This is a genomic window from Nitrosarchaeum sp. AC2, from assembly GCF_013407385.1.
In the GTDB taxonomy this organism is placed as follows: domain Archaea; phylum Thermoproteota; class Nitrososphaeria; order Nitrososphaerales; family Nitrosopumilaceae; genus Nitrosarchaeum; species Nitrosarchaeum koreense.
The window spans coordinates 203,489-229,668 of the sequence record NZ_CP030847.1 but is presented as its reverse complement, the minus strand read 5'-3'; the positions used below and the strand labels follow the sequence as shown (position 1 = coordinate 229,668).

34 protein-coding genes and 3 tRNA genes are annotated in these 26,180 nt (G+C 31.4%); 13 read left to right on the top strand and 24 right to left on the bottom strand.

From position 1 onward, the window contains the following. Nucleotides 1-104 precede the first annotated feature (104 nt). Nucleotides 105-719: a cation transporter gene (locus DSQ20_RS01210; RefSeq protein ID WP_179365749.1), complete on the top strand. Its 615-nt coding sequence runs from the start codon at nucleotides 105-107 to the stop codon at nucleotides 717-719. 130 nt (nucleotides 720-849) lie between these two features. Here DSQ20_RS01210 and DSQ20_RS01205 read toward each other — a convergent pair whose 3' ends face one another. The 11 genes from DSQ20_RS01205 to DSQ20_RS01155 form a co-directional block, all read right to left on the bottom strand. After that, nucleotides 850-1,860 (bottom strand): hypothetical protein, encoded by a 1,011-nt coding sequence (locus tag DSQ20_RS01205; protein ID WP_179365748.1) that lies wholly within the window; start codon nucleotides 1,858-1,860, stop codon nucleotides 850-852. Between the two features lie 121 nt (nucleotides 1,861-1,981). Then, nucleotides 1,982-2,179 (bottom strand): hypothetical protein, encoded by a 198-nt coding sequence (locus tag DSQ20_RS01200; protein WP_179365747.1) that lies wholly within the window; start codon nucleotides 2,177-2,179, stop codon nucleotides 1,982-1,984. A gap of 65 nt (nucleotides 2,180-2,244) precedes the next feature. After that, nucleotides 2,245-2,757, bottom strand: a complete 513-nt coding sequence (locus DSQ20_RS01195; protein WP_179365746.1) for a hypothetical protein — start codon at nucleotides 2,755-2,757, stop codon at nucleotides 2,245-2,247. A gap of 20 nt (nucleotides 2,758-2,777) precedes the next feature. Beyond that, nucleotides 2,778-3,272: a TIR domain-containing protein gene (locus tag DSQ20_RS01190; protein ID WP_179365745.1), complete on the bottom strand. Its 495-nt coding sequence runs from the start codon at nucleotides 3,270-3,272 to the stop codon at nucleotides 2,778-2,780. 37 nt (nucleotides 3,273-3,309) lie between these two features. After that, nucleotides 3,310-3,909, bottom strand: a complete 600-nt coding sequence (locus DSQ20_RS01185; RefSeq protein WP_179365744.1) for a 7-cyano-7-deazaguanine synthase — start codon at nucleotides 3,907-3,909, stop codon at nucleotides 3,310-3,312. A gap of 241 nt (nucleotides 3,910-4,150) precedes the next feature. Then, nucleotides 4,151-4,612 carry a hypothetical protein gene (locus tag DSQ20_RS01180; protein WP_179365743.1) on the bottom strand — a complete coding sequence of 154 codons (462 nt, stop codon included), beginning with the start codon at nucleotides 4,610-4,612 and terminating at the stop codon, nucleotides 4,151-4,153. 32 nt (nucleotides 4,613-4,644) lie between these two features. After that, a complete protein-coding gene (locus DSQ20_RS01175; protein WP_179365742.1) occupies nucleotides 4,645-5,664 on the bottom strand; it encodes a hypothetical protein in 1,020 nt (339 codons plus the stop codon). Between the two features lie 91 nt (nucleotides 5,665-5,755). Beyond that, nucleotides 5,756-6,427, bottom strand: a complete 672-nt coding sequence (locus tag DSQ20_RS01170) for a 7-cyano-7-deazaguanine synthase (RefSeq protein ID WP_179365741.1) — start codon at nucleotides 6,425-6,427, stop codon at nucleotides 5,756-5,758. A gap of 340 nt (nucleotides 6,428-6,767) precedes the next feature. Beyond that, nucleotides 6,768-7,466 (bottom strand): hypothetical protein, encoded by a 699-nt coding sequence (locus DSQ20_RS01165; RefSeq protein WP_179365740.1) that lies wholly within the window; start codon nucleotides 7,464-7,466, stop codon nucleotides 6,768-6,770. A 193-nt stretch (nucleotides 7,467-7,659) separates the two neighbouring features. Continuing rightward, a complete protein-coding gene (locus DSQ20_RS01160; RefSeq protein ID WP_179365739.1) occupies nucleotides 7,660-8,271 on the bottom strand; it encodes a hypothetical protein in 612 nt (203 codons plus the stop codon). Between the two features lie 206 nt (nucleotides 8,272-8,477). Then, nucleotides 8,478-8,627, bottom strand: coding sequence for a hypothetical protein (locus DSQ20_RS01155; RefSeq protein ID WP_179365738.1), 150 nt, complete (start codon nucleotides 8,625-8,627; stop codon nucleotides 8,478-8,480). 63 nt (nucleotides 8,628-8,690) lie between these two features. Between DSQ20_RS01155 and DSQ20_RS01150 the strand changes: the two genes are divergently transcribed. Then, nucleotides 8,691-9,203, top strand: a complete 513-nt coding sequence (locus DSQ20_RS01150) for a hypothetical protein (protein ID WP_179365737.1) — start codon at nucleotides 8,691-8,693, stop codon at nucleotides 9,201-9,203. On the opposite strand, the gene DSQ20_RS01145 is transcribed toward DSQ20_RS01150, so the two are convergent. Beyond that, nucleotides 9,200-10,393 carry a site-specific integrase gene (locus DSQ20_RS01145; protein WP_179365736.1) on the bottom strand — a complete coding sequence of 398 codons (1,194 nt, stop codon included), beginning with the start codon at nucleotides 10,391-10,393 and terminating at the stop codon, nucleotides 9,200-9,202. The two genes, DSQ20_RS01150 and DSQ20_RS01145, sit on opposite strands and share 4 nt — an antisense overlap. A gap of 44 nt (nucleotides 10,394-10,437) precedes the next feature. Next, nucleotides 10,438-10,512, bottom strand: a tRNA-Val gene (locus tag DSQ20_RS01140). 79 nt (nucleotides 10,513-10,591) lie between these two features. Here DSQ20_RS01140 and DSQ20_RS01135 point away from each other — a divergent pair. Both DSQ20_RS01135 and DSQ20_RS01130 read left to right on the top strand, forming a co-directional pair. Then, nucleotides 10,592-11,614 (top strand): glycosyltransferase, encoded by a 1,023-nt coding sequence (locus tag DSQ20_RS01135; RefSeq protein ID WP_179365735.1) that lies wholly within the window; start codon nucleotides 10,592-10,594, stop codon nucleotides 11,612-11,614. Nucleotides 11,615-11,656: 42 nt separating this feature from the next. Further along, complete coding sequence (locus DSQ20_RS01130; protein WP_179365734.1) at nucleotides 11,657-13,072, top strand: aspartate kinase; 1,416 nt, start codon at nucleotides 11,657-11,659, stop codon at nucleotides 13,070-13,072. Between the two features lie 149 nt (nucleotides 13,073-13,221). Here DSQ20_RS01130 and DSQ20_RS01125 read toward each other — a convergent pair whose 3' ends face one another. After that, complete coding sequence (locus tag DSQ20_RS01125; protein WP_179365733.1) at nucleotides 13,222-13,425, bottom strand: hypothetical protein; 204 nt, start codon at nucleotides 13,423-13,425, stop codon at nucleotides 13,222-13,224. Between the two features lie 123 nt (nucleotides 13,426-13,548). On the opposite strand from DSQ20_RS01125, the gene DSQ20_RS01120 reads away from it, so the two are divergent. The 3 genes from DSQ20_RS01120 to DSQ20_RS01110 are packed head-to-tail and all read left to right on the top strand — an operon-like array spanning nucleotide 13,549 to nucleotide 15,260. Beyond that, on the top strand, nucleotides 13,549-14,463 hold the full coding sequence (locus tag DSQ20_RS01120; protein WP_179365732.1) for a branched-chain amino acid transaminase: 915 nt from the start codon (nucleotides 13,549-13,551) through the stop codon (nucleotides 14,461-14,463). 42 nt (nucleotides 14,464-14,505) lie between these two features. Next, the gene (locus DSQ20_RS01115; RefSeq protein WP_179365731.1) at nucleotides 14,506-14,667 is read left to right on the top strand and encodes a hypothetical protein; all 162 of its coding nucleotides are present in this window, start codon (nucleotides 14,506-14,508) and stop codon (nucleotides 14,665-14,667) included. 38 nt (nucleotides 14,668-14,705) lie between these two features. After that, complete coding sequence (locus DSQ20_RS01110) at nucleotides 14,706-15,260, top strand: class I SAM-dependent methyltransferase (RefSeq protein WP_179365730.1); 555 nt, start codon at nucleotides 14,706-14,708, stop codon at nucleotides 15,258-15,260. Nucleotides 15,261-15,271: 11 nt separating this feature from the next. On the opposite strand, the gene DSQ20_RS01105 is transcribed toward DSQ20_RS01110, so the two are convergent. After that, nucleotides 15,272-17,059 (bottom strand): sensor histidine kinase, encoded by a 1,788-nt coding sequence (locus DSQ20_RS01105; protein WP_255458286.1) that lies wholly within the window; start codon nucleotides 17,057-17,059, stop codon nucleotides 15,272-15,274. 165 nt (nucleotides 17,060-17,224) lie between these two features. On the opposite strand from DSQ20_RS01105, the gene DSQ20_RS01100 reads away from it, so the two are divergent. Continuing rightward, a complete protein-coding gene (locus DSQ20_RS01100) occupies nucleotides 17,225-17,638 on the top strand; it encodes a response regulator (RefSeq protein ID WP_179365729.1) in 414 nt (137 codons plus the stop codon). 151 nt (nucleotides 17,639-17,789) lie between these two features. On the opposite strand, the gene DSQ20_RS01095 is transcribed toward DSQ20_RS01100, so the two are convergent. Next, nucleotides 17,790-17,863, bottom strand: a tRNA-Lys gene (locus tag DSQ20_RS01095). A 59-nt stretch (nucleotides 17,864-17,922) separates the two neighbouring features. Then, the gene (locus DSQ20_RS01090) at nucleotides 17,923-18,525 is read right to left on the bottom strand and encodes an SRPBCC family protein (RefSeq protein WP_179366283.1); all 603 of its coding nucleotides are present in this window, start codon (nucleotides 18,523-18,525) and stop codon (nucleotides 17,923-17,925) included. Nucleotides 18,526-18,621: 96 nt separating this feature from the next. Between DSQ20_RS01090 and DSQ20_RS01085 the strand changes: the two genes are divergently transcribed. Beyond that, entirely contained in the window at nucleotides 18,622-19,146 is a 525-nt protein-coding gene (locus tag DSQ20_RS01085) for a hypothetical protein (RefSeq protein WP_255458284.1), read from the top strand. On the opposite strand, the gene DSQ20_RS01080 is transcribed toward DSQ20_RS01085, so the two are convergent. Genes DSQ20_RS01080 through DSQ20_RS01055 form a run of 6 tightly spaced genes read right to left on the bottom strand, consistent with a single transcriptional unit; the run spans nucleotide 19,136 to nucleotide 23,503 of the window. Beyond that, nucleotides 19,136-19,579: a heme A synthase gene (locus DSQ20_RS01080; RefSeq protein WP_179365728.1), complete on the bottom strand. Its 444-nt coding sequence runs from the start codon at nucleotides 19,577-19,579 to the stop codon at nucleotides 19,136-19,138. The genes DSQ20_RS01085 and DSQ20_RS01080 overlap by 11 nt on opposite strands. A 1-nt stretch (nucleotide 19,580) precedes the next feature. Continuing rightward, a complete protein-coding gene (locus tag DSQ20_RS01075) occupies nucleotides 19,581-20,540 on the bottom strand; it encodes a plastocyanin/azurin family copper-binding protein (protein ID WP_179365727.1) in 960 nt (319 codons plus the stop codon). A 12-nt stretch (nucleotides 20,541-20,552) separates the two neighbouring features. Further along, complete coding sequence (locus DSQ20_RS01070; protein ID WP_179365726.1) at nucleotides 20,553-22,082, bottom strand: cbb3-type cytochrome c oxidase subunit I; 1,530 nt, start codon at nucleotides 22,080-22,082, stop codon at nucleotides 20,553-20,555. A gap of 43 nt (nucleotides 22,083-22,125) precedes the next feature. Beyond that, complete coding sequence (locus tag DSQ20_RS01065) at nucleotides 22,126-22,557, bottom strand: cupredoxin domain-containing protein (RefSeq protein WP_179365725.1); 432 nt, start codon at nucleotides 22,555-22,557, stop codon at nucleotides 22,126-22,128. 2 nt (nucleotides 22,558-22,559) lie between these two features. Further along, the gene (locus tag DSQ20_RS01060; RefSeq protein ID WP_179365724.1) at nucleotides 22,560-22,823 is read right to left on the bottom strand and encodes a heme transporter CcmC; all 264 of its coding nucleotides are present in this window, start codon (nucleotides 22,821-22,823) and stop codon (nucleotides 22,560-22,562) included. 56 nt (nucleotides 22,824-22,879) lie between these two features. Further along, the gene (locus tag DSQ20_RS01055; protein WP_179365723.1) at nucleotides 22,880-23,503 is read right to left on the bottom strand and encodes a histidine phosphatase family protein; all 624 of its coding nucleotides are present in this window, start codon (nucleotides 23,501-23,503) and stop codon (nucleotides 22,880-22,882) included. 50 nt (nucleotides 23,504-23,553) lie between these two features. Here DSQ20_RS01055 and npdG point away from each other — a divergent pair, with 50 nt between their 5' ends. The 3 genes from npdG to DSQ20_RS01040 are packed head-to-tail and all read left to right on the top strand — an operon-like array spanning nucleotide 23,554 to nucleotide 24,850. Continuing rightward, nucleotides 23,554-24,225, top strand: coding sequence for an NADPH-dependent F420 reductase (npdG, locus tag DSQ20_RS01050; RefSeq protein ID WP_179365722.1), 672 nt, complete (start codon nucleotides 23,554-23,556; stop codon nucleotides 24,223-24,225). Nucleotides 24,226-24,234: 9 nt separating this feature from the next. Next, nucleotides 24,235-24,468 carry a hypothetical protein gene (locus DSQ20_RS01045; RefSeq protein WP_179365721.1) on the top strand — a complete coding sequence of 78 codons (234 nt, stop codon included), beginning with the start codon at nucleotides 24,235-24,237 and terminating at the stop codon, nucleotides 24,466-24,468. Then, nucleotides 24,452-24,850: a pyridoxamine 5'-phosphate oxidase family protein gene (locus DSQ20_RS01040; RefSeq protein ID WP_179365720.1), complete on the top strand. Its 399-nt coding sequence runs from the start codon at nucleotides 24,452-24,454 to the stop codon at nucleotides 24,848-24,850. The genes DSQ20_RS01045 and DSQ20_RS01040 overlap by 17 nt, the downstream gene beginning before the upstream one ends. Here DSQ20_RS01040 and DSQ20_RS01035 read toward each other — a convergent pair. Beyond that, complete coding sequence (locus DSQ20_RS01035; RefSeq protein WP_179365719.1) at nucleotides 24,847-26,019, bottom strand: aminotransferase class I/II-fold pyridoxal phosphate-dependent enzyme; 1,173 nt, start codon at nucleotides 26,017-26,019, stop codon at nucleotides 24,847-24,849. The genes DSQ20_RS01040 and DSQ20_RS01035 overlap by 4 nt on opposite strands. Before the next feature lie 44 nt (nucleotides 26,020-26,063). Between DSQ20_RS01035 and DSQ20_RS01030 the strand changes: the two genes are divergently transcribed. After that, nucleotides 26,064-26,138 (top strand) — tRNA-Arg (locus tag DSQ20_RS01030). The last annotated feature ends 42 nt before the right edge of the window (nucleotides 26,139-26,180 follow it).

Genomic DNA, 26,180 nt, shown 5'->3' with positions numbered 1-26,180 from the left:
GAACTATTATATCGTTATCAAATTATCATAAGTGATTCTCATAATCAGAATTACTCAATCATCAGATATTACATTAAAATCTCTTGTTCAGATTGAAAGAGTTAATGTCTGACGATGATATGCCAAAAGATCTAGCTCATATCACACCTGCATATCGTAGAGCGTTATGGCTAGTTGTTATAATCAATGTAGGTTATGGAATTGCTGAAATAATCGGTGGATTCTTGGCAGATTCTCAAGCTCTCAAAGCTGATGCACTTGATTTTCTTGGTGATGGTTCCATTACACTCTTAGGATTACTTGCAATAGGATGGGGTCTTAAATTGCGAGCTCGCTCAGCTCTAATCCAAGGAATATTTCTTGGAGTGATGGGAGTTGGTGTTCTCGCTTACACAGTTTATCGCACACAGGTTCTGCAAATTCCTGAAGCTGGACTGATGGGAGGTTTTGGTATTGGTGCGCTTTTGATCAATGTCATTGCAGTCATACTATTGATTCCACATAGGAAAGGCGATGCAAATGTACGTGCAGTATGGCTCTTTAGCCGTAATGATGCACTTGGCAATATTTTGGTAATAATCGCTGCAGGTTTTGTATTTTTGACAAACACCTCGTGGCCTGACCTCATAGCTGCTGGAGTGATCGCTGTACTCTTTCTTCAATCATCTTTGTCAATCATCAAAGATGCAAGAAATGATTTAAAAAAATCAAAGGACTAGAAACTATGGAAGGTTCAATTCTCTTAGGGTTTGAACCGTTTTTGGAAATAAAATTGGATTCATAAAATATGTCTAACTATGAAAGTTGAAAATACGAATTATGACTAAAACATATAGAAAAAAAGCATTTTCACTTAAATTTTTCTTGAGCTTTATCTTGTTCAATTTTTCGTTGATATGCTTGTTTTAAGAAATCATCCAAATTTGCATACCATGACAATTGTTCTGCATTTACTTTGGGCAACATGAATTTGTTAGGTATTTCTTTAAAAGGAAATTTTGAATAAAATTTTTCAAGAATTTGCAGGTATAGTTCCCAATCTTCTTTAGAGATATCTTGATGTGAAACGGTAGGAAAAATACCTGGAGATTCTCTTTCCATGGATGCAATTTTGTTAGTGATAATATCTTGTAACAATATCTGAATTGAATTTATCATGAGTTCTATTATTTCTCTGATTTTATTTGATAATGGAAAATAATGAACATCAGAAGTAATTGATTTTCCACCCATTACGGCAAAAAATGTTTCATAGTCCTTAAAACGAGTAGATTTTTCAGATTCTAATCCCAAAAATACAGGAAATCCTGCATGTTTGAATCGTTTAAAAATTAAGTGATGAGATTTACCAAATTCATGCATGTCTTTGAATACTCTTCTCATATCCTCAATGTTTCCATGTTGAATTTTATCAACTACTTCTTTTTCTTTTTCACTTAACTCTAAAACATCAGATGATGCATAACTAAGAATTTGTTGTATTTCTTCAAATGAAAAATTTGGTGCATTTTCCAAAAATTTTTTTATTAATAATCCTACATCATCTTCTTTATTATTACTAGAAACTATAGAATAAAAACTACGTTTTTGTCTAAATGATTCAGCAAAAATTGCATAATCCTCTATGAATAATAATAATTTTGATACCAAGTCAATATGTAATAAACAAAGAATTTTTTGTTTGTCTTTACCTTGAAAGTGATGTTTTTCAATTTTTCCTTTTATTTTTAAAAATACGGAATCATTGTTTACCATATCAATATATGTTGAAATAAAATTTGTTAGTGTCCCTCTTGCAAAAACATTTTCACGAGTATAATTTTTTAATAAAAAATATTCTTCTTGTTCTTGTCTATTCATATTTCCATACGATTCTGAAAAGTAATAAAATCTTCAGTAAAATCATACCTAATTTCTGTTTTAGCAATATAATGTGAATCCCACATGGTTTGAATCATCTTCAGAGAAGGCCTAGAATTAGTTATTGATCTTTATCCTCAGGAGTGAGATCTTGTTGAACTTCCAATATTTGTCGTATTGATTCTTTAGCTCTAGTTACATGACCATATGCCTGAGCTGCTTTACTATCCAATAAGAACATTGATGCTAATGCTAAATCTTCATGAGTCTTAGCAATAAATGCAAGAGCCTCACGATGTCTGTCAGATATTTTTTCCATCAATAAACAATGTTGTTTTACGTTTAATAATATATTGTTCTGAATGAGACTATTTGGTAGAGACTTTAATTGGACTTGTTATTAATAACTAAAATCAATATGCTAAGAGCAATGTAGAGTCCAGCAAAAATAATAGGAACAATTATTTCAATTTTGGTTAATTTGGTGTATTTTTTCCAATTTTGTCCATATTCTAAAAACTCCCATTCTTTTGTAAATGGTGCTGCAGGGAGTTTTTTTTCTATTGCATTAATAACCTCAAATTTTCCAGAACTGAGTTGTCTAAAACTTCTAACTACTAACATCCATGTCATAGCAAAAGTAATTCCTGCTACAGATGCAATTACAATCCAGTAAACGTTTAATATTAAAAAATTAAATTGTGTTAAAATCCCTAAAGCTGACAAAAGAAACGAATTTGCACTAAGAAAAAATGTATTTGCTTTGTCTCGTCGGTCTAGCAGTTTATCAGTATTTTCGACATAGATTCTATATTGCTCAATAAGATGTTCAGAGTATTTTTCACCATATTCTGATTTAGTATTGGGAAATAGTTTATCGTCGTTAGATTTACTCATGTTAGTATTTCACTCATTTGTTAGGATTCATCTAATTCTTTTTGAATGTCAGATAAAACCCAATTAACAATAGGTGCCTTGTGTTTTACCATTGCATTTGGTATTGGATCATTTCGATCTTTATAGATTTTTACTCCTATTACCTTTTTACCCTGTCTGTATGATTCTTCAATCTCAAAATTTACCGCTGGTCTTGAGGCCGTATCAGGGCCTATCATAACTATCGTTACAGAAGTTTGACTGATTCTTTCTCTTACATTGGCTCTCCATTTTTCATCAAACGGTTCTTTTACAGAATAATCTCTAAATTCTAATCCAAAATTCCCACTTGTTGCTTGATGAGTAAGGAGTCGTACTTGTGCTTCATCTTCCATATGAAAACTGACAAAAACATTTCTTTTTCCAGTCCCAGCTTCAAATCTTTTTGCTTCATCTGTTGCAGATTGATATTTTCTTTGAGAATCAGATGAGGTCTGATTTGGTTGATAATTGAATCCTCCTCCTGATGCACCCATTTAAGTTATCTTTCGCTTAATATGTATAAAACATTGTCTAGATCACAGGATGTTTTTCTGCAAGTTTTCTCTCTTTACAAGAGGCACATTTTCCACATGGTTTTGAATTTCCAGTTTGACAAGAATAGGTGATTTTTAATGGAAAGTTGTGTTTTTTGACTAATCCTATAATTCCTCTCTTGTCTAATTTCATAAATGGAGATAACACTTTAATTTTATAACCAGTAGATATCTGAATAATATTTTCAGCATTTGTAATGAATTTTTTTGTTTGATCAGGAAAAACGGCATTTTTTAATAGTCCAATTGAAATGATTTTTGTGCCTTTAGAATATGCATATGATCCAGCTATCACTAAAAACAATAAATTTCGTCCAGGAACAAAAGGTGCATCAATTGGAGATAAATTTTTGTTAGTAAGTCCCGATAATGAAATTCTGGCAAAATCGTGAAATCTAATTACAAATGGTTTTACTTTCAAAAGTTTACAAATTTTTGAATATGCCTTTAATTCCATTCGTACTGCTTTTTGACCATAATCAATGAATAGTGGAAAAAGATCATTGCCATCTTTTTTTAGCATATACAAAAGTAATGAGGAATCAAGTCCTCCTGAAACCAAACATACAATTTTCATATTAAATTTCTCATATGATGCCAAACCGCCAAGTCAAAAATAGCGAGATTCAAACCATGATATTTGACAAAATTTCTTAATAAATTTTCTATTCGCAGATACATTTTAGTAGTTAAATGAATTCCTTTTCTAATTTCTAAAAATGCATATGAGTGTAAAAAAGATAACATATGTACATCGATTATTGCTAATGAATCAGAATATCCGATATTTCTTAGAAAGTGTGATGATTCTTTAATTCCTAACCCTGGAATTTGTTCAGCAAAAAAATTTCTAACATCAATGTCAGAATTCGAAGCATGTAAAATATTTTTAATTGAATTGTTATTAGAATATAAAATCTGAGCAGCGGCAACAATTTGCTTTGCTCTTTTTTAGGGTATCTGTATTTTCTTAACTCACCATTTTTCTTACGTGGTTCAAAATTTGGAGTCTCTAATACTAATTGAATGATTGATAAAGCATTATCAGTTTCATTTATCCAATAAGGATTCAATAGTTCTTTTTTGTTTAGTATTTCAATAACTGATTTTGCTAAATCATATAATACATTTCCTGAAAGTATACAAAAACATAATTCATTCCATATCTCTAATTCTGTTTTATTTTTCCAATCTGTTTTCTTATTCTGATTCTTTTCAATTTCATTGTAATGATACATTACTTTTTGTGGAACATAAGAGTCAATAATATTTCGAGTCACTCTTTGAGATATCGACAACATTCGTAAAAAGTTTAATTTACTTTAAAAGAGTTTGCTAAAATCTCAATCACATTTTGATCTAAATTTTCACTTTTAAGAAATGAAATTAAATCATAGTCTTTGCTTATGGCATTTTGTAATCTTGTTATAAAATCTTGATAAAATATTAAATTATGTTGGTAAGCGCGAATTTTTTCATCAGTGATTTTTTCAGATGAACAGGCTAAACAAGAACATTCCAAAAGTTTTACATGTGAAAGATTTGAACATTGCCATGTTTTATTATCTAAAATCCATCTAGACCAATCTACAGCATCAAATGAATCTGCACCTGCATAAGACAATACAGTCATGGATAATGGATTACCGCATCCTAGTACATGAATTATAATGTCTTTTTTACTATCATTACAAATTTGCCTTATCATTGTAATTGTTCTATATTGGTCCTGAAGTGTTTTTCCACATTCTCTATCAGTAATTGCAATAAACTTGAGATCACTGTACTTGTCTATCACAAATTTTGTGATATCTCTTATTTCATCTAAATCTCTTCCATGTAAAATTGTAAAACAATGATTGTTCATAATTAATGAATTCGATATGGAAATACTATCTGTAATTTCATTTTTAATTTCAATTGTTTTTGTTTCAAGGTCTGGAATTCTATCAAAACCAAAAAAGAAATCAGAAGACATTTTATTTATTATTTGTACATATTGTTCTTTTGTCCAAATTTTAGAATGTGAGTAATATCTTTCAAATTCCCCACTATCAATCATCAAAAAACCTCCATTTGCAGAATATGTATCCAATTTTTTTATTAGTAGATTTTGCTGGGAGATAGATAATTTGGCAATATCATACGATGAAACAAGTAATCGGGGATATTCTTCATCAATCATGAAATTGGTAAGCCATTCCATATCTGCACGAATTTCAGCACTACTTATTGACGGAAAATATGTAGGTGTAATCAATATTTTGTCATTCACAGATATTTGACGGATTTTAGAATTTTGTTTCCCTTGATGTTTGATTGTAACATCCATAAGTTGATTTGTAACTTAGAGTATTAGTATTAAGTTTACATGTTATAGAGATTTAAAGATAGAAAACAGACATTTAAAGAATAAAATAATTTTAATTTCCAAAAAGACCAGCGCTATTGGATAATGCAATATCTCTACGTTTACAACTAGGACAATCATTACATGGTTCTGGATTATCTTCATAGCAACTTCTAGTTTTATTAAGTTCTAATCCATTTGCTTTACAAATGGATATTAATTCCGTTTTTGTATGACAGAAAAAATTATCTTCTAGGAATGGAGATAATAAAGTAAAGTATTCATCGGTACCTTTGTTAATTTCCTCATTTTTAATTTGTAAATATTCTTTTGTTCCATCTACAAAATCATCTTCAAACGTTGCTAAAATAATAATTGATATATTTTTGTAAGTAGCAAATCTTACAGCGTTATTTATCAAATCTGAATTACGAAGATAATGCCTAGTTTTTGAGTTAATTTTTTTAAATTCTTTTGCTGGGATGTCAGTAGATATTACAAATGGTTCATTAAATCGTAAGGGAAATTTATCGGAAAATATTTTTGAATATATGTATACAGATTCTTCTTCATACTTCATATTTTTTTGTCCATGTTTTATGAAAAGAGGGTGAATAATTGAATTCGGATACTTGTTTAGTAATAAAAATATCAATCCAGTACTATCTAATCCACCTGACCAAAGTACTACTATTTCATCATCAAGATTCGGTAACATCTCTGTTAAACTATAATATTTATTCATTCAAATATTTTGCTTGAATAATTTTCTCATTATTCATTTTTCTATTTCATTGTGTGTCATCTGAAATAATTTTTGTTATGATAGATTTTATAAAAATTCAATAAAAAATAAAAATCAGAATTAAACCTTAGCATCAAACTATGCGAAGGTTGATCGCTGAAGTTTCCTTCACGCCTAAAAATAAAATTATTTTTTTAATAGCTCAAAAAAGCTCAATTTCTACAGCCTTAATCTCCTTTTTTCATGCCTGTAAAAATATTAATTATTTGCGATCTTTCAGAAATATGGATTTATCATGTTCAATAAATTTTCTAATTGAATATTCTACATCAATTTCAGTCTAAACTACAATTACTCCTATCTTAATCAAATACTGTATTCCATTGATTAGATCAGTATCAGTAATTTGTCCATTTGCCCACATTTTGAATACTTCTTTTACCCAAGATGGAATTTCTTTTACGGGTTTTTCTAATATTTGATTAGTTGATGCAGTTGTAACATTACCCGATTCATTAATTATTCGTTCTTTTTGTTCTTTTAGTATTTCTTCTAGATTAGTGCCAACGTTACCCACATATGGTGTATGATCAGTAACAAATTCTTTTTCTTCTACTGTAATTGTTTGTTGTGTACTGTATGGTTCTCTTATTATTGTGAAAAAGTTTGTTGCTTTTTCAGACTCAGTTTCAATAATTACTGTATAGTTTCCAATCATTGCGCCAAATTCAATAGGTTGTATGACTCCAAAATCACCCCCAGTAGTCAAACCTTGTTTTAAATGCATTAAAAGATCATTTGGAGTTATTAGTTTTATCAGATATTCTGAATTTGGTGTAAAATTATCACCTCGAATAATAAGATCGTGGCCATATGATTTTTCAATAACATTGAGTGTAATTTGTGGTTCTGCATATGCTAAAGATAGTAAATTGAATGATAAACTAAAAATCAAAACAACCACAAAAAATATCAAGTCCTTTCTCATTTTCTTTTTTTCAGGCATGTATACTACTTTGTTATACTTTGTAATACCCATTTTAAATCATACTCAGTATTACCCAGTTATACGAAGGTAAAAACAGCTATTTCAATAGATATTGAAATTCTAAAATGGATTGAATCTCAAGTAAAAAAAGGACGATTCGCTAACAAGAGTCACGGCTTTGAATATTGTGCAAGAATTGTAAAAGAACAAAATATAACATAATTTTGAAACAAAAGCGATAAAATCATCCTAATTCATCAGGTTTTCTACGTCTAATGATTCTATTTCCTTTACCTAGTTTTTCACTTTTCCATGGTGCATAATCAGAACAATATGCATCCAATGATCTCCTAACTGCTTGTTCACTACCACGTCCTCCAGTTTGCGTTATCAGTAAGTAATGAATTTTTTTAAGTGATCTATTATAAGAAATTCCAGTACAATCATTTTTGTTTGAAAATTGAGATTCTAGCTCTGCTAAAACTAATTTATTTACAATGAGATTGATATCTCCTTCTTTCAATTCGTCTATATCCTTGTGCGTTTCTGTATGTTTTTCTCCCTCACTCAGAGACTCAGATGCGTTTCGGATGTTTGCAATTAAAGCATCTTTTGCAATAAATTGCATATCAACATTAGTCTTTTTCTTTTCATTACATTCCCAATGAGCTAGAAGTAAGTTTTCTATTCGATTATCTTGTTCATTATTATTTGCATGATCAATAGTACGTCTTAAGCCTGGAATTTCATTAACAAAAGGCATTTTATCATAAAAACAAACATTTCCATCTCTATCTATGATAAAAGGGATTTTTTTATCTTTTTGAGTTGCAGAAAGGGTATTTCTATAAACCAATTATACATACCAACTACTTGAGTGAGGGACAAAAATACAAATATGCTTATTTTTTTTCATGAATAATCATTTTCCGTAGAATGAATTTAGAAAAACAATCTAATTCAATACATGAATTACAAATTTGATATGTTTTTTCATGATTTGCAACAGAATAAGTCACAAGAAAGTATGGTTTTTGTTTACAGCATTTGAATATTGTTGCATTAGACAAGATTTTTCTCCTTGTTAAATAATTGGCATCTAAGTGCATGATCAATTAAATCATTAATTACAGAATCATATGTTTCTGCTAATGTTCCAAAACTAGATAATTTTTCTTTTGTTGATTGTTTTATCTGAATTGAACACTTCATGTTACAGTTTTCACAGTAATAATATTTAATACCATGTGTAAAGTGATACACTAAGTGTAACACTTGGTAAGAAGTAACTATGAAGATGAAATAATTGAAATTCTAAAAGAACAAGGAGGATGTGTAACAGGATTCAACAAATTAAAAAAAATGAGAAAAACTGGAGAGTTTAATTCAAATTATTTAAGAGACTATTTGGATAAACTCCAAAATGACGGCAAAATCACATATGAAAAAGTAAAAAACAGAGACAGATATTGTATTAAAAATTTTGATTTTGATAATGAATTTAAAAAATTTACAAAAGATTTAGAAAAAATTCAGATCAAGTTATTTCAAAAGGATCTAAAAAATGAAGAAAGATTGATACTAAGTAGTCAATACATGAATTTAGCTATGAAGAAATACAAAAGCATAGTCATTGGACAGCTATACGACAAATCAATTACAAAAAGTAAAACTAAATTTCAACAAAAAGAAAATGCAAAGAAAAAGATCTGGGATTCTATGAAAATGTGTTTAAATTCACTCAAAAAGGAAGATAGAATCAAGGTATTAGATTCATTACTTATCTAATTGTTCTCATGTGATTTTTCCATACGTTGTTTATCAGCCCATAATTCATCAATTTTTTGAACGGCATCTTCTAGTTTTTCTTTTGTTTTTTCAAGTTCGGATTTTTCTTCTTTTAGTTTGATGTTTTCAAGTCGTATTTTTTCCTCATCTGAGATGGTAAGAAATGGTATTGCCTTTTGATATTCAGGAAATCGCTCAAAATCTTCCTCATTATATCGTTCATAATGTTTTTCCAAGCCTATTTTGTGACCCATCATGTCTTCCTTGTCTAAATAGTCTATCTTGGCACGTCTCATCATGGTATTGAAATATTTTCTAAAACCATGATCAAGCTGAACCTCATGTCTTCGTTTACCTGGAGGTAATGGAGGTCTAAGACCAATATCACTTACTAATTTATCGATTCTTTTTCTTATTCCCTTTTGATTTAATCTACGAATTACAGGATATCTTATTGATTTGATTAAAGGTTCATCTGGTTTTGGATATCTTCCAATGTCAGCCTTCCAATGTTCACGGTAGAGTTCTAGTGCTTTGCAAGCTTCTGGTGTGATAAATGTAAAGTAGTTTTCAGGATCTCCTCGGTAAATTAATAATGCAGCTCCCTTGTAAGTACCATCATCGTTTTTGAAAAATGTTACATCCTTCCATGTAAAATAATCCCATGCTTCTAATCGAAATCCCCCTGATGAAAACATCAATACGATTACCTTATCGGTGAGATCATTTGACACATCTAACATTTTTTGAATCTCTTCTCTAGTGTATGCTCTGTCCTGTGATTTTGATTCTCTTCTAGGTAATAGTTTGTGAAGGGATTTCCAATGAATTGGAATACGATTTGCATCAAGTAGAACTTTGATTGGTTTGATATGATTAGGAAGTGTTTGAGAACTAATTTCACCCGATACAACTCGCTTTTTGTCTTCTTTGATAAATGCAGCAATGACATTTGAAGCTAAGTCAAGATCTTTTCTTGCAAGATCAACAAAGAATGTAGCTAGTGTAATTGCTTCTCTATCTTGTGGAGTTTTTCCAAGTGAATCAATGTAAATTTGATTTGGAATAAGCTTGAGAAATGTGTATAGTAGATTCTTGTATCTTCTCATAGTTGATGGACTACGAATTGAATCTAGGAATAATTGGTAAGGGTCAGAACGAGAATTTACTTTATCAAGTGAAATTTCCATAATTTAGGCATGAATGCGTCCTTTTTTAACCCCATGATGGTATATGGGCCCACAGGGATTTGAACCCTGGATTTTCGCCGTGTAAGGGCGACGTCATAACCGATCTGGACCATGAGCCCGAAAACATACCTTGTTAAAAACCATTTAAACTTTGAGACAAGTAATAATCTAGAAATTTGATCAGAATTTCATACAAATATGATAGATTTAGATTTTTTTTCTAGTCCAATAGGATTAGGTCATGTTACAAGAGACATAGCAATTGCAAATAATTTTGAAAACATTTCTACTAAATTTATCACAGGGAGTAATGCTACAAAAATTCTAAAAAATTTAGATTTTAAAGTTGAAGATGTGTATATTCCCCCATCATTCATTATAGAAAATGGAAAGCTAAAAAATTCAACTAGATGGCTTTGGAATTATTATCAATATTATAAAAAATGTAAAAAAATTTCTGAAGGGATCATACAAAAAGATAAACCAAAATTAATTGTAAGTGATGAAGACTTTGCTTCACTTACTGTAGCTCAAAATAAAAAAATACCAACTATCTTGATTACAGATATTGTACAAACTAATTTTGTAAATGGCATAACATCGTTTATTGAAAAAAAGATGAACAAATCTATGCAGAAAATTATGAAAAATTGTGATACTGTGATTATTCCTGAGAATGGACCTGATGAAGGAAATATTAAAAGAGTTGGACCTATTGTAAGACAAACAAGTTTTTCCAGAGATGAACTTCGGAAAAAGTTTTCATTTGATAAAAAAACTATAGTTATTTCGATAGGAGGAACAAATGCTGGCTTGTATCTAATTGAAAAAACAATAGAATTAATTTCAAAAATAAAAAAAGATATCGATATAATAGTAGTTTCAGGCCCATCTTTGAGTAAAAAGTTTGGAGAAACTGTAAGAAATTTTGGATTTGTAGATAACCTCCATGAGATAATTTTTGCATCTGATGTGATAGTATCACTTGCAGGAAAATCGACTATAGATGAATCAAAAGTGTATGGTACGCCTGGAATCTTTATTCCAATAAAGGGGCATTTTGAGCAAGAAGATAACGCAAAAGAAGAAGGATTTGTTTTTGAGGATATTTATAAAATTGATGAACTAATCATTGAAAAACTAGAGCAAAAGAGAAATCCAGTACAGACTAGTGGAGCAATTAATACATACAACATAATCAAAAAATTGATGCAATCTTGATCCAATCCTTAATAGATAACTAATTATTTTTGTTAAAGTATCATGACAAAGTTAGTCGTAGCCAAATTTGGTGGTAGTGCTATCGGTATTGATGGTATTTCAATACCATTAGTTATAGACAGAATTAATGATTTAAAGAAAGATTCCAAAATTATTGCAGTATTTTCAGCACCACTTACAATTCAAAATGGAAAAAAATGCTCGCTTACAGATGTAATATTAGAGCAAGGAAGAAATGTTGAAAATGGTAAAAAAGCAAATTTAGATGTTATAAAATCATGTTATGAAAAAATCATAAAATTTGTAAATTCTGAAAATAAAGAAGATTGTCAAAAAAGCATAGATTTGTTCCTAAAAAAAGCTGAAATGGCATTAGATGAAGCATTATTAAAAAAAGAATTTGCAAATGAGGTACGTTCACGATCATTGGCATTTTCAGGAGAAATTCTAATTTCACATGTAATGAATTACATTCTTAAAAGTAACGGGATAAAATCAAGTGCGGTAAGTTATGATGACTGGCCAATAATAACAGATCATAATATAGAATCAACAAATTTTCTTGCATCTAAATCAAGAGAAAATCTTGGAAAAACAGCTAAAATGGTAGACGAAAATGAGGTAGTTGCAATTGGAGGTTTTATAGGAAAAACTCCAGAGGGAGTAATTACTACGTATGAACGAGGAGGTTCGGATAGAACTGCAGCTGATCTTGGAATACTATTTCATAAAAAATATGAAACCAGAATTGATTTTGAAAAAGATAGTTCTGTAGTGTCGGCAGATCCAAAAATTGTTGAAAACGGGTTGACGGAAGTAGATGAGCTATCATACAATGAGGCAAGACTAGCAGGAATGTTTGGAATGAAAATTTTGGATCCTATTGCAATCAAAGAGATTGTAGAAAATGGAGTGGATATGCCAATTATTGTTACAAATATGAAAGAACCATCAAAAAATACTACAATAAAACGAGTGCCAGATAGCAAAAATGGTCATCCAATTAAAATTGTAACTGGAAAAGAAAATTGTGCGATTTTTAAAATTGAAACAAATGCAGCCCAAAAATTACTAGTATCATTAGAAAAAGACAAACGATATAGTGAATACATAATTTTATCGCCATTTACTAAAGACGGTGTTGAATTTTCAAGAATATTATTTTTAGATGCAGATTACATTAAAAGAAATGAAAAATATTTTCTCGGATTTGATCCACTTGCCTCAATAACATACAACCGAGGAGTAATCACACTAATTGGAGATGAGATGTGGAGAGTGCAACAGGTAGCATCACGAACTAGTGCAAAGATTGGTGAGGTAGGACTGAACATTTTGAATATGGATGCACAAGAAGAGACTTCAAGAATAATTATCGTTATTGAAGATTCTAAAGATAGTATCAGAAAAGCTATAAACGTGATTCATCAAGAAATATCAAAGATTAATTTTATTTAATTGAGTTAAAGAGGCGTTAAGGGCTTTCACCTTTACCGCCAATAAGGGTTTGTTCTTGGACCTTATCTAGATTTAGTCCGGCGTTACCCTAAACACGCGATAATAATACTTGCATTTTCAAGTATATAGATGTGATCTATATAGAATCTTCACATACGCTCAGCTATATACCAAATAATCATGCCTACAATAATTATTGCATACCACTTGAAATTTTTCTTGTTAAGAAAAATATTAGCTGAGCCTAGTTGATCTTGAATAGAATCAATTCTAATTTTTCTGAATTCAAATGCCTGACCAACTAGACCCACTATTAAAAGAATAATTGCAGAAAAACCTAATACCCATTCCATGATCTAAATTGATTTATGCTGTATTTAGGCACTTACAAATTAACATCATAAACAATTTTGAATAAAGATATTCTACCAATCTCAAAGATATTCTTTAAATTGGCATAGTATTTTCTCTTTCCTATGAAGGAAATTGGCAAAATTTGGATGAATGGGAAGTTAGTACCATTCAAAGATGCCAAAGTACACGTACTTACTCATGCCTTACATTATTCAACATCAATCTTTGAAGGGATTAGATGTTATAATACACCAAAAGGATCAGCAATTTTTAGATTAGAAGAACATGTAGACAGATTGTTTAATTCAGCAAAATTATATTCTATGAAGATGCAATATTCAAAAAAAGAGATAACCGATGCAATAATTAAAACAGTAAAAGCTAATGGATTAAAAGAATGCTACATTAGACCATTAGCATACTATGGTTTTGGTACAATGGGTCTTACACCAACTCCAAACAAAGTTGATGTGTCAATTGCTTGTTGGGAATGGAATATGGGAGAAGGAAAAGCTGGAAAATTCTCTGGTGCAAAATGCAAAGTTTCGAGTTGGATAAAAATTGATTCTAGATCACAGCCAATGCAGGCAAAAGCAGCTTCAAACTATGCAAATGCTGCACTAGCTAGAGTCGAAGCACTAGAGAACGGATATGATGAAGCAATAATGCTAAACATAAATGGAAAAGTTGCAGAAGGTAGCGCAGAAAATATTTTCATTGTGAAAGACAATACGATTCAAACTCCCCCACTTTCAGCAGGAGGTTTAGAAGGAATTACGCGTGATAGTGTAATCCAAATCATTGAAGAAAATGGAGGATATGTAATAGAAAGAGATCTTGAAAGAGGAGATTTGTATTCTGCAGATGAGATATTTATGACAGGAACCGCTGCTGAAGTAAAATCAGTCACACAAATTGATAAAGTAATAATTGGAAATGCAAAGATGGGAAAGACCACAAAAGAATTACAAAAATTATTTTTAGATGTCACAATGGGAAAAGATGAGAGATTTTTACCGTGGTTGACCTTTATTTAACATTCCAAGAAGTTTTTTACCCACAAATACAGCAATACAAGTATGGAATCTTGCTCAACTGGAAATACAGAGGAGATATGCTGGTTTTGTAGAAAAGGTCGCCATGATGATTGCATGAAAGAGATTCCAATGGATAACAAATCAGATGGACCTCATGATTGCACATTTGATACAAAACTTGTCCCATGCAAGTGTCAGCATTAAACAAATAATATCAAATACAAGACAAATGAAAACATTTTATGAATTATGATAAAGAGTTTTGGGATAAATATGCAATTGAAAATGAATCTAAATTCAATGAAGAATTTGCAAAATTTGTCAGGGATTTGGCAGTTTCATTACGTTGTACAAGTGTATTAGAAATAGGATGTGGGACTGGAATTGATTTACGATTATTTCCTGAATCATTTGATGTTCATGGTGCAGATTTAAACGATACAGCATTAGATATTGCAAAATCAAAAAGCCCAATGTTTAATTTTAAAAAAGCATCAATTACAGATTTGCCTTTTGAAAATGCATCAGTTGATTTTGTATTTACTCATCAGCTATTAAACTATCTTGAAGATGATATTTTAGAAAAAGGAATTTCTGAAATGTACCGAATATCTGGAAAATATATTATGAATTGTGAAAGATATGATGAATCAGAAAAACAAATCAATAATAATTCTAAATTTAGAAATATGCAAAAAAGATGGCTAGAGTATAAAGTCAAAATAATCAGTAATGTGAATATGCATGAAGAAATAGAACCAGATAAAAGTAGATTTACGCTTCTAAGAAAACTTTAGAAATATCGAGGTTATTGTTTACCTAATTCATCATAGGTTTTTGGTATTTTGATTGTAAATGTAGTTGGATTATTTTTTACTGTGATACTTCCATTGTGTTGTTCAATAATATTTTTACAGCTAGCTAGACCCAGTCCTGTTCCTTTTTGTTTTGTAGTAAATAGAGGCTCAAATATTTTATTAATGAAATCTTCAGGAATACCCAAACCTGAATCAATAAAATCAATAACAGCATAATCGCCATATGCTTTAATATTTATTTCAAGTGTACCTCCTTGATTCATTGCCTGAATTGCATTTACAATGAGATTAATGAAAACGGCGTCAATTTTCACTACATCACAAGTTACAATTACATCAGTATCTGAGACAGTAATTATAACATCGTGCGGCACGTTGACCTTGTCAATTGATGTTAAAATTAATTCTCTAAGAGATGTAGAAGTAGGCTTTAAGGGAGAATTTCGAACATAACCTAATACATCATCTACTTGATGAGATATTCTATCGATACTTTTTTCAATTAATTCAAGTCTTTTAGTAATGACAGTATCAGAAATTTTTGCATCTGCAGGATGTTGTTTTATCAAATCAACGGACATTTTCATTACAGATAATGGATTTCTTAGATCATGTGCTAAACGACCAGATAGTTCTCCAATAGCAGATAATCTTTCAGCTTTGAGTACTGCTTGTGTTTTTTCTTCAATTAGTTCTTCTAAACTATTTCGTTGTTTTTCAAGATCTATAGTCCTCATTTGAACAAATTTTGTGAGATTTCTGTTAATTGTAAGAATTATAACAGTAAATACAATAAGTATTGCAGTAATTCCAAATACAATATATTCAACTGACAATCCCTCTTCAGGATTTAAGTAGAATACGTTGATTATAGAGATAACAACAATCATTGAAAATATCATCAATGTTAGCGGAATACCGTACTTGGTAATAGTTTCAAATTTTATATTTTCATTAAAAAATATCTCATTACTATGAATATCAGAATTATTGGAAATTTTTATGCGACTATGAACAGAAAATATTAACAAAATATAACTATACAGATACATTACATCGACAGGATGTCCATCATGATATGTGCCATTTAACTCTGAAAAAAGATAGAATGTATCAGAGACACTATAAATCAGAAATGCAAACAACATTAACATCCATGAATAGTTAATGCCTTTTTTTACCATAAACAAAATTCCAACAATAGCAGGAGCTAATTGAAATCCAGACATTATAGGATATGATAATAAAATAGATTTGGAAAAAACATCTAACCCTTCCTCTTCATCAAATGAATTAGAATATCCTATCATAGATGGAATTACAAATGAAAGTGACAGTAAAAATGCAAATAACCAAATCTTTTTTGTTATTAATTTTTTGATTGGCTTTAATGATAATAAAAGAAATCCAACAAAAAAAGGATATGCACCAATATAAAAAATGTCAGCAATTGAGGGAAAAGGATCTACATCATAGATGTCTTCATAGATAACCCAAATCTGTTCTGCGATAAACCAAAATGAAACACCTATGGTAAAGAGCACAAATGCCTTTGATTGAAAATTATTCTGTTTGTATAATTTGATTGTAAGAAGAAATGAAACTAAAATCAATATTCCAGGAATAATTGCATATGCGGGAATAGAAACCAAGATAAATTGCGAATCTTCTAAAAAGGGCTTTACCTGATAAAGTAGTGTTATTCCCAATAGAGCAGATACTAGAAAAATAATGGGATTATGGTCTTTTTTATTATGTTTATGCTCTAAATTATCCATAAATGAAGCCTCTTAATTTCACATAGATTAGTGTAGTAATTAGATAATATGTTTTTGTGAGATTTACGCATTAATTGATTAATGGGGAGTAAGGAAATTAGTTATTTGTATTAAATTTCACAATCCTAAATTTAATTAATATCTTAAGAGCATCATACTGAGAACATGACAGTGATTTTAATTGTTGAAGATGATGAAGAATTATTAAATTTGTATGTAGAAACACTGGAAATTAATAGATTTAGTGTTCAAACAGCCATTGATGGTGAGGAGGCCATATCAAAATACAAGCAAATACATCCTGATTTAGTAGTGATGGATGGAATCTTGCCAAAAATGGATGGTTATGATGCATTTTCTCAAATTATAGAATTTGATAAAAATGCAAAGGTGGTAATAGTAACAGGATATTCTGAATTTTATGAAAAAAATAAACTAGCTCTTGAACAAGGTTTGATTTCTGTAATTTCAAAACCAATCGGAGTAGATGAGTTGTTAAACTTGGCAAAAAAATATTGTAAAAGTTCAGAGAATAAAAATTCAACATCTAATCCAGATTTAGAAAGATCTATAAGCTAACAAGTCACAAGACATTTTGAATGACGGATAATAATTGGTGGAAAGGATTACCAAAAGAGTTTGAATTAGACTTAGAATTATCATCAGATTTACAAAATTAAAATTATTTTAAAATTTTTATTTTCACATTGAAATTAATTTAACAAAAAAGCGGGTCTAGTGGGATTCGGACCCACGACAACCGGATTAAGAGTCCGGTGCGCTACCTGGCTGCGCCATAGACCCACAAAAATAGAAAATCCTCGAGTTGTTATTAATCTTAAGATTGTTATAGAAATGAAAATTTAATTTTGAGCTTTTGCTTCAATTTCAGCATATTTTTCAAGAATTGCAGTAAGTGCTGTTGAAACTGGAACATCATTCATTTTTTTCTTTTCGGCAAGTAATTTTTGGTATGCATCTAATGTGATGTATACTGGAATTGAACCATTTCCTTCAAGTAGTCCTCTAACATTGTAAAGTGCTGTTTCCATTCCACGTTCAGCAGATTTTGCAAACTTTGCTTTATCCAAAATTGCTCCTAATGGACCAAATGGCATTGTATAATCTACAGACATTGTTACTTTGGTTAAATTATCACCCAATGATTTGAATTCATTAGTGATTTTCCAGTGCTTAAATGGTCCTGAAATTTGTTTTGCAGATATTCTTTCATTTCTGACAAATTCAGTTGTTTCACAATCCCATTCTAATCGTTTACCATTAAAGTCACCAATTATTCTAAAGGTTGTTCCCACACCCATTCCTTCTTTAATATCCATAGGAATTACAGTCATGCCTACTGCATCATTTTTGATTTGATCAGAAACGTGTTCTGGTCTTGCAAAATATGTAAATACGTTTTCTATAGGTGTTTTAATATCGATTGATTTGCTTACGATAGTCAACATTTCAGTGTCTTGCCAATAAGGATTTAAAGGTTTTGAAGATTTTCCAACAAAAATTGATTAACACTATATTTATGCAAAATTATAGAATTCATAATGACAAAAGTACGATCAGTCATCATTATGTTTATGTTAGTATCAATTAGTTTTCCCTTAGTTTCTGACGCATATGCTCATTCAATGTTTAATTCTGCTGAAGAGTTTCTTGGTGGGTATAGAGTACAAGTTGCAACACTACCAGAATTTCCACAGATAGGTGAAAAGTCACAGATTTTATTCAGAGTTGGAGATAGTGAATTTAATGAAGTAGAACAGTTTACGATGGGGGTTAGATTTTTTTATAATGATCAACAAATTGATGCAATCAATCCAGAGTTACACAAGGGAGGTCATTATGAAATAGATTATGTTTGGAAAAATTCAGGAAATCATATTGTAAAAGTTGATCTATATAATATGGATGGTAGTCCAGAAATTCTTACTTATACTTTTAACATGGGTACACAAAATCCATTTGGATATATTTTCATCATGGCAATCACTTTTGGAGCCATTACATTAGGAGTAGTCATAGCATATATCTACATTCCAAAAAAAATAAGATTAAAATCTAAACTGTAGACTCTATTGGTTTTTTTGCAATTCTAAATGCAAATAATGTAGTTAGTAAAACCATTGAAAATAACAATATTCCAACACCTAAGTGAATTGCAACAAGTACCGCGTGTAGTTTTAGATCAATTACTAGTGCACCAAGTGTGATTTGAGTAACTACAAGTGTAGATGCAAAAGTGCTAGTAAATCGTATCTTTCGTCCAGCATTTTTGTTAATCCAGCTTCCTACGGTAGTTGCAATTACAAGAGCTCCAGTAGTTGCAGCAATTAATCTGTGAGTCCATTCAATAAAATATTCTTCATTTGGCATTATTCCATTTGGACATAATGGCCATTCAGGACATGTTAGTCCAAGTCCAGCCGATGAAATGTATCCTCCAATAAACATAAGAGAATACAAAATTACTAATGATGCTAATGCCAGATATTGTAGGGCCAATCTATTCTACTATGAATGAACCTTGCATTCCTTGCAATGCATGTCCTGGAACTGTACATATGTAATAGTAAGTTCCTGGTGCACCTGCTGTAAATGTCACACTACCATCTTGACCTGGTTTTAATGGATTTGATGCAGATGCAATAGCAGAATTCCAAAGTATACTATTGAAGTCTTCTGGATTTGATACAATTCCAAATGAATGAAATGATTTTCCTTTGTTAACTGATGAAAAAGTCACTTCATCGCCAGAGTTTACTCGAAATTCAGGATTATGTCCTTCTTCACCAGGTAATGCATTAAACGCTAATGTTCTAAAATCAGATGATTCTACAAAGTCTACACTAAAATCATGTTTAACTCCAGTTGGAGCTGCTGGAGCTGAAGGAGATATAGATTTTGCCGGACCAACAATAATTTCACCAACCATTCCTTGCTCTCTATGTCCTGGAACTGTACAGATATAGTAATAGGTACCTTCTTCACCAGGAATGAATTTAGATTCTCCACCTTCTCCAGGTTTAAGGGGATTTGATGCACTTGCAACTTCTGAACCGGGAATAATTCCAGCAAATCCCTCATCAGCTTTTGTTACGCCAAATGAATGAAATGATTTTCCATTATTAATTAAAGAGAAATTAATTTCATCACCAACATTAGCATTAATTGTTGGATTATGCCCTTCTTCACCAGGTAATGCATTAAACGCTAATGTTCTAAAATCAGATGATTCAATAAAAGATAATGTGATTGGAATATGTACTCCTGAAAAAGCTGCTTTAACATCATGTTCAATTGTTTCACTCATCATTCCAACTACAGGTGCTGGTTGAGAAGTCCAGTAATCCCACATGCCAAAAAATATTGCACCGCCAACAATACAAATGCCCAACATTATGGCCATCATTTTTCCAGTTCTTGCAGGAGTTGTTCTGTAAATATTTTGAGTATCTTGATTCATTTCATATTTCTCCTAATGATGATGTGGGTTCTTTGATTCAAATGGATAATAGTATTTGCCACCCAAGTTGAACGGATCGTCTGTATCTGCTAATTTTCCTTTTGCAGAACTGTGAATCATATTTATCAAAAATATTACCATGCTGACACCAATAATCATAGCACCTACAGATGCAATTTGGTTCATAGCAATCCATTCTGGGATTGGAGGATAGTCGAAAATTCTTCTTGGCATTCCATATAGACCAAGGACATGTTGTGTGAAAAATACTAAAACTGTTCCTACAAATGACATTACAAAGTGAACTTTACCCATATTTTCATTATACATTCTACCAGTAACATATGGGAACATGTAGTATAGATATCCTATAGAACCAAATGCAATTGTTCCCATTACAAATAGGTGAAAGTGACCAACTACCCAATAGCTGTCGTGTGTCTGAAAGTCAAGTGGCATTGCAGCATTTACTACACCACCTGCTCCTGCTGAGAAGAATAATGCAATTCCTCCAACTGCCCACATCATTGGTGTTGAAAACTTTATTCTACCATTCCACATTGTTGCAATAAAGTTAAAGACGTGCATTGCAGATGCTGGTACTGCAGCTAGTGTTCCAATCATAAATACAGTTTTTTCAGTAAATGACATTCCTGTAGCATACATGTGATGAGCCCAAGATGAGAAACTAACTATTGATAATAATACAAAGGCAAAGATTCCAGAACTATGACTAAAAATTGGTTTTCTTGAAAATCTTGGAATAATTTCATACATCATTCCGATTGCTGGAATAACTAGCACATACACTTCAGGATGGAATGTAAACCAAAACAAGTGAGCATATGCAATTGGATCTCCACCCATTGCAGGATTAAAGAATCCAGAGACACCTAATCTGTCAGTTAGCAACATCAACAGAGCTGCAGCAAATGTTGGAATTGCAACAATAATGATTAAAGATGATGTTAAAAATGACCAAGCAAGTAATGGTACCTGTCCAATTGACATGTCTGGATGTTTACATTTTAGAATAGTAACTACAAAATTAATTGCACCTAATACTGAAGAGACTCCCAAAATCTTTAGTCCAAATATCCACATATCTGCTGCAGGACCAGGTGCGCTGATAATAGAATATGGCGGAGTTGCATACCAAGTAAAGTCAGCAAAGCCTAACCAGATTAGAGCACCAGAAGGCGGAATCATCCAAAATGCTATTGCGTTTAATTTTGGATATGCCATGTCTTTGTATCGTACCATAATTGGTACAAAGTAGTTACCAACTGCAGATGCAAATGGTATGATAAACAAGAAGATCAGTGTTGTTCCATGTACGGTAAAAATTCTGTTAAAGGTCATAGCATCTGTGATGATTTGTGCTCCAGGGAAGAACAGCTCTGCTCTAATTGCAAGTGCTAATGCACCACCCATAAACAAGAATGCAAGAGATGTAATGAGGTATAGTAAACCTACATCAGTATGATGTGTTGAAAACATTATTTGCCAAATTGGACGTGGCTTTTGTAATTCTAGAACCATTGATAATTCTCCTCACTTGAAAGTTTAGATAAAAGGGTTAGCATCAAGATGAATCATCCTCTATGATTAGTTTACCACGCATGTTATAGTGAATTAGTCCACAATATTCTCTGCATTGAATGTCATGTTCGCCAGCTTCCATTGGAGCAAACCATACAGTATTGACTCTGCCAGGTACTGCATCCATCAACACAACATAATCATGAATGTTAAATGAGTGATTGACATCTTTTGACATTATTTCAAATTTGTAAGCTTTACCGACTTTAACATGTAGTTCACCAATTTCTTTTGTTCCGTCTTCATGTTCAAATGTCCAGAACCATTGTTGTCCTGTGACTTTGATAACTTCGGCGTCTGCTGGAACATGTTCTACAAGTCTTTCGGCATTCCAAGCTTCTGCACCTACCCAACACATTAGTGCAATGACAACTCCAACGTAAACCCATTCTGGCCAGTTAGAATGATGTCCCATTTTTACCAAACTCCTTCCTTTTCATATGGAGTTGGAGTGGCTTTTGGATTTGATTCTCTGAATCTCCAACAAAGCCAGATTATAGTTCCAGATACAACTGCGCCCACTGTAAATGCCACAGTCATCATTCTATAAAATAAATTCCAAATTACTACTCTACGATCAAGATATTGACCAGGCTCGTCACCGGCAGCAAGTGCATATTCTGCTGCTGGAATGATTACCAAAATTGCCAATACTAAGAATAGACCAAATATACTCTTCATCAGCGGTTGAGAAACGTGGCCTGTAATTTCTATTTAAGGGTTTTCAAGATTATTAGTTACCAATCATGATTGAAACGAGATGGATCCATTACATTGATTCCAGAAATTGAAAATTTACGGTTGTATTCTCTAAAGATATTCAATGAAGCATTTGCAATAATTAGCTCAAATAGATTAGTAGGTGAAAGATCAACTACTGTAGCTAACATTGCTTTGATTGGGTCCATATGAGTTACAAGTACAACGTTTTGATCAGGGTGTTTTTCAATGACATGATCAACAATACTTAGTACACGTTTTTTGACTTCGGAGAAAGTCTCAACGCCGTTATGGGCAATTTCTAACTCACCATTATAGAATTTCATAAAGACATTTCCATGACTAGTAAAAATTTCATCATAAGGCACACCAGTAAATTTTCCCATATCAAGTTCAATTAATCTATCATCAGTTATTACATCAAGAGAATTATGTTTAGCAACAATTTCTGCTGTGTGTTTTGCTCTTTCAATAGGACTAGAATAAATTGCAGATATGTTCATTTGCTCTACGAATTTTGCTGTCTTTTCTGCCTGCTCGATTCCTTTTTCAGTTAATGGAATATTTGGAGTTCTTCCAGTTAGAATTCTTTCTATATTGTTTTTAGCTTGACCGTGTCGTAGAAAAATAACTGAGCCCAATATGATCGGATGTCAAATAAAGATAATAATAAGATTCTCAGAAGAATATCGTGAAAATTGGAATAATTGGTGGAACTGGAGGAATGGGAAAAGGATTTGCTCTTAGATGGTCTCAAAATCATAATGTAATTGTAGGATCAAGGGATGCAAAAAGGGCATCAGAATCTGCAAATGAGTATACAAATATTGCAAAGGAATCATTTGGACAGATTAATGGGACAATTACAGGCAATGACAATATCTCAGTTGCAAAAGATAGCGATGTTTTGATTTTATCTATTCCTTATGAAAACATTGACTCGGTTTGCTCAGAAGTTTTATCTCAAGTTAAAGATAGTTGTGTAGTTGTATCTCCAATTGTTCCAATGGTAAAAACAGATGTAGGCTTTGAGTTTATTCCAATTAAAGAGAATAAACCATTTTCTTATCAGATGGTTTTAAAACACATGAAAAATAAATCAAAATTGGTTTCAGCATTTCATGTGATTTCAGAAAAGAAGCTTGTCAATCCAACAATGGTACTTGATTATGATATTTTTGTATGTGGTGACGATAAAGATGCAATTGATGTGGTAAATGGTTTGATCAACGAAATCAAAGGTTTAAGACCAATTTATTTGGGACCAGGAGAATTATCATATCTTGCAGAGATATCAACACCGTTATTGCTAAATGCAATGATACGAAATAAAATAAAAAATCCAGGTATCAAAATTATCTAAGTATTGTAAATGAGTCACGAGTATTTTCGAAGAGGAAGAAACTGGTATACTGCAGTTGGCTCTTTGTTTTTAATTATGGCAGGAATAGTTCTTGTTAGACAAATAATACTTTGGGGACCAGAATTTGTAGAAGACTTTATTTTAAATTCTGAATTTACCAATGAAAAAGTGTCAGTAGGCATGATCGGCTTTGGGATTTTTATGATACTGTTAGGATTTAGAAACCATGAACCGCAAAGATAAATTTTTAAAAACTCAAAAAATTTTACATCTTACAACAATAGGAAGTAAAAACATTCCACATATAGTACCTGTATGGTATTTGTATAGTTCAAAAAAAATCTACATAGGCACAAACACTAAAACCAAAAAGACACAAAATGTTAGAAAAAATAACAAAGTTGCATTTTGTGTAGATGTGGGAGTAAATTCTCCAATATTTGGAGTAATGGGTCAAGGAAAAGCAAATATCTTTTTAGAAAATAATAAAGTAAAAAAAATTGCAAAAAAAATACTTGCAAGATATTTCAAAAGTTTGCAAAATAAATCTGCAGTAGAACTATTAGACAATACAGATTGTATTATAGAGATAATTCCAGAAAAGTTTTCAATTTGGAGTTATTAGCTGACAAAGTCTTCTATTTTGTTCATTGCAGAATCTAAAATTTCAAGACTTGGTAAATACACTAATCTAAAGTGTCCGCTACCATATTTTTCTCCAAATCCAGAACCATGTACAGTCAAGACACCTTTTGTTTCTAAAAGTTTTTGTACAAACTCCTTATCAGTACCAAATTTATTGTCTTCAATTTTTGGAAAAGCATAGAACGCGCCTTTTGGATTAGGACATGATAGACCAGGCATTTCATTGAGTCGTTTTACAACAAGATCTCTTCGCTTTTTTAATTCAGATACAAATTCAGTGATGTATCCTTGTGGTCCTCGCAATGACTCTAATGCAGCGTGCTGAACTGGAAGATTAGTGGCAATTCTTACTCGTGCAAGTTTTGGGAGATTTTCTCTTAGTGCATCTAGTTTTGATGATTGATTAAATGCAATGTATCCAATTCTCCATCCAGACATTAGATGGACTTTGGAGAATCCATTTAGCACAATTACTGGTGAATCACCTGCAACTTTGCCAATTCCTACAAATTTATGATCAAAAATTATTTGATCATAAATCTCATCACATATGATGTATAGATTATGTTGATTTGCAATTTCTACTAATTTTTTTAGTGATGATTCATTAAATACTACACCTGTTGGGTTATTTGGGCTGATTAAGCAAATAGCAATTGTTTTTGATGTAATCTTTGATTTGATATCTTCAATATCAGGCGTAGAGTTATCCAAATCCACTGCAAACTCTACTGGGATTCCACCATGTAATCTAACATATGAGGCATATGGTGGATAGTATGGACCTGGCAAGAGAACCTCATCGCCTTCTTCAACGATTGACGATATTACCATATCAAGTCCTTCAGAAACTCCATTTGTGATTAAAATATCATCATGTGAGATTGATAATCCTTTTACATTTTCTTTTTTTGCAATTTCAACTCGTAGTTCTTTGAGACCTTCTGATGTGGAATAAAAGTTCTCACCGTTTCTTATTGCATTAATCATTGCCTCTTTTACATTGTCAGGAGGTTGAAAACCAAATTGTACAGGATCACCTATGTTGAGATAATCAACTTTCATTCCTTTTTCTTCAACTTTTCTTGCAGCTAAAACAATATCCCTAATTGCATATTCAACTCCAGCTACTTTTTTTGATATTTTCAAAGTACCTAGACAGATATTTAGGCCTGTTAAATTCTTACTTGTTTGGACTCGTTGCACAGTCTGGATAGTGCGAGCGGCTTCGAACCGCTAGGTCGAGGGATCGAAGCCCTCCGAGCCCTCTTAGATTATTTTATTAAACAAACAATTCACATATTTGATGA